3 protein-coding genes are annotated in these 3261 nt (G+C 51.9%); all 3 read right to left on the minus strand.

The window, feature by feature from the left end:
- Window positions 1–1126 (minus strand): glycoside hydrolase family 3 protein (locus BN93_RS09995; protein ID WP_044260393.1); only part of this gene is annotated, 1126 nt, incomplete at its 3' end.
- A 6-nt stretch (window positions 1127–1132) separates the two neighbouring features.
- Window positions 1133–2413, minus strand: a complete 1281-nt coding sequence (locus tag BN93_RS10000; protein ID WP_019188196.1) for a glycoside hydrolase 5 family protein — start codon at window positions 2411–2413, stop codon at window positions 1133–1135.
- 211 nt (window positions 2414–2624) lie between these two features.
- Window positions 2625–3261, minus strand: a 637-nt coding sequence (locus BN93_RS10005; protein WP_044260395.1) for an acetylxylan esterase, incomplete at its 5' end; no start/stop codon positions are given.

Raw genomic sequence — 3261 nt, forward strand, 5'->3', positions numbered from 1 at the left:
GGCGCACACTTTCGTCTATCCTGCTTTCGGGTATTCTGCCCTCGCGCGCCAGCTCAACCACGGCCGTTTGCCATTCCGGCCCGTGCATGTGCATGTCCATTCCGGCCATGATGCTTTGGTAAAAGGCCTCTTTGTTATTGGCGGCAGTGCGATGTTGGTCAACGCAATGTTCAATATCCATCCAGTCGCTCACAACAAATCCCTTGAATCCCCATTGCTTTCGCAACACGTCGTTCATCAACCAGCTGTTGGTGTGGCAAGGAATGCCGTTCAATTCGTTGTGCGACATCATCACGTTCCAATCTCCGCCCTGCTGAATGGCAGCCTTAAAGGGTGGGAAAAACACTTCGTGCAGGGTGCGTTCGGATACGTCGCAGGGTGCGCCGTTTGTTCCATTGATGGCATAAGAGCCGCCCACAAAGTGCTTAACGCAGCCCAACACGTCTTGCGCATTATCCAAATTGCGCTGATAACCCTTGTTGGTGGCCACGCCCATGAGCGTAACCAGATAGGGATCTTCGCCAAAGGTCTCGCCACAACGGCCCCAACGTCCATCGCGAGCCACCTCAACGTTGGGGTTAAAGTTCCAGTGCATGTTCATGGCACGCATTTCTTCGGCTGTTTGTCGGGCGATTTTGTAGGCCATGTCCACATCAAACGATGAGGCCAAACCAATGTTTGTGGGGTAAACGGTGTTGCTCTTGCACTTGGCGTTGCCGTGAATGGCATCAATACCAATGAGCAAAGGTATCTGCAAACGGCTCTGCATGTTGAGCTTTTGCAAGTAGTTGGCCTCTTCGAGCGTGAGCACATGGAGGAACGACGACACCAGTCCGCGGCGTGTCCACGCTTCCATGTCGTGCACCGTTACGCCTGGATAGAACGCGTTGGCCGTGTTGGTGGCCAGTTCTTCGGTGCTCATCGAGGTCGAATATTGCTTAAAATGCTCAATGCCCACAAGCTGGTTCATCTGCCCAACCTTTTCTTCCAGTGTCATGCGCGCTAAAAGATCGTCTACGCGTTGTGCCACACTGGCCTTGGGATTTTTGTATAGGGGTTGTTCTTTCTTTGCCGACATGGCTGGAAGTGTTAGTGCCGCGAGGGCTAGGGTTAATAATCGTTTCATCGTTTATCAGTATTTTGGCAGTTTGGCAATGCCCGCTTTTATCACGTTAACGGTAGACGTGTCTGACGAGAACACCGAGTTAAGTCCCTGTGCCTCTTGTGCTGGGTCGCCCGTATAGTCGTCACCAGGCTCCCATTGCTCGTGTTTGGGCTGCGCCAGACCACCCCAACCCCAGAAGTTACAGCCTGCAAAGTATCCGCCCTTTGCTGCATCGGCCGCCAAAAGCGAGAAAACATAGCCGTAATAGGCATCGCGGGCAGTGGTGGGCGACTGCTTTGAGAAGGCGAAACCATCGCGCGGATAACCAAATTCTTCCATTACTAGGGGCTTGTTTATCTTGGCGCAGATGGCCAAATGGCGGTCGATGTACTCCTTGGTGTTGTCTTTGGCGCGTTGCAGGTTCTGCGATAGCGAGTCTTTCTTGGCCCAACTCCAGTTGTAAGGCCAAACGTGTATGTTGCAATAGTCGACGTTTGGGTCGGCGCAGATACGTTGCCACGAGTCGTAATCGCCCTCGCAACCGAACGCACCTTCCGAACCAACGCTAACCAAATGTCGCTTGTCAATGCTCTTCATCAAAGCCGCGGCCTTGGCCAACCATGCCTCGAACTGTGGCAGAACGGCCTTATCGAAGGCGCGCGGCTCGTTGCCAATCTGCCACGACATGATGGCGGGGTCGTCTGCATAGCGCTTTCCCGTGTAGCGGTTGGTGCGTTTGAGGATAAAACAGAGGTGATTGAAGAACAGCTGTTGCGCCAGTTTGTTGGTTGAAAACTGCGAGGCGTACTTGATGTAGGCCGAATAACCCACCTCGTTGGGCTGCAATGCCTTGCCCGCTCCTGCGTGTTCGAGGTAGAAACCATAACCTCCGCTCCACTCCCATGAGTTGTTTAGGTATAACACGGCCACCATTCCGCGGCGTTGCAACTGCTGCATCAGGTAGTCGAGCCCATCTAATAGGACATCGTTATAGGCACTGGGCGATGGTTGGAGCACAGGCGACACCTTCCACTTAATGCCTTCTTCGCCATCGCTACCCACCAAAATACGCAGGTTGGTTATGCCCAAACGTTTCATTTCGTCTAGTTCGCGGTTCAGTCTTTGCCTGTCTCCGCCCTTCCCTTTCGAGCCAAGAATGGCGCCATACCAATAGTTTGCCCCAATAAAAATGTAGGGTTTGCCGTCGCGATAAAGTCTTCCGTTCTTCACCGTAACAAATGATTGCGCCTTAACGGCTGTGGCACAAACAAGAAGTAGTGCCATCATGTAGTATCGTATTTTATTCATTGCGTTTTGTTTCTTTGTTTAGACAGAAATATTTGCTTGACTTCTTTTGACAGAAATACAGGCTGTTTTGACAGAAATATTAATTGTTTTGACAGAAATACAGGTTCTTTTGACAGAAGAACATAAGGACATATTGTGGCGAATATACGTATGTTTCGGCTCGACTTTCATTTGCCCATCATGACATTTCTTACAAAACTCACAGGGCGCATCACTCCCCTTTCCCCTTGGAGAGGGGTTGGGGGTGAGGCTTTTTTAGCTGTTTGCGCAGCCACTCTCGCCATTCTTCCCATTGTTCTTGAAACCAGAAGTGGCCCGTGGCGGGATATAGTTTCAGAGTTCGTAGTCCCTGAGTAACGTTATAGGCAGCGTATGCGCTGTTAGGTGGTACTACCTCGTCGTTATATCCAAACGAAAACCAGCAGGGAATAGTCAGTCGGCGGGCGAAATTCACGCCATCATAATAGCCGCTTGTGGCCACTTTCTTAGCATCGGGCTGCTTTTGACCGTAGAAATAATGTGGCCAACCACAGGCTTTGCCGTGAAGAGAGGCGGTGAGGTCGCACATAGCGGGATGCACCACGCCCACAAACGTAACGGCAGGATGCAGTGCGCCGCACACCAACGACAACATTCCGCCTTGGCTAGCACCAGTTACGCCAAGTTCTCTACCATTCCATTCGGGCAGTTGGGTAAGATAATCCACCGCCCTTAGTGCGCCGATGAAGATGCGTTTGTAGGCCATTTGGTCGCGATTGTCGAGGTTTGTCTCCCAATATCCGTTCAATGCGCCGTGCAGCAGGTCGTCGTACACCTGCTGCGGCATCGTTACGGGTATGCCATGCACA

It is taken from the genome of Prevotella conceptionensis 9403948 (assembly GCF_000312305.1).
In the GTDB taxonomy this organism is placed as follows: domain Bacteria; phylum Bacteroidota; class Bacteroidia; order Bacteroidales; family Bacteroidaceae; genus Prevotella; species Prevotella conceptionensis.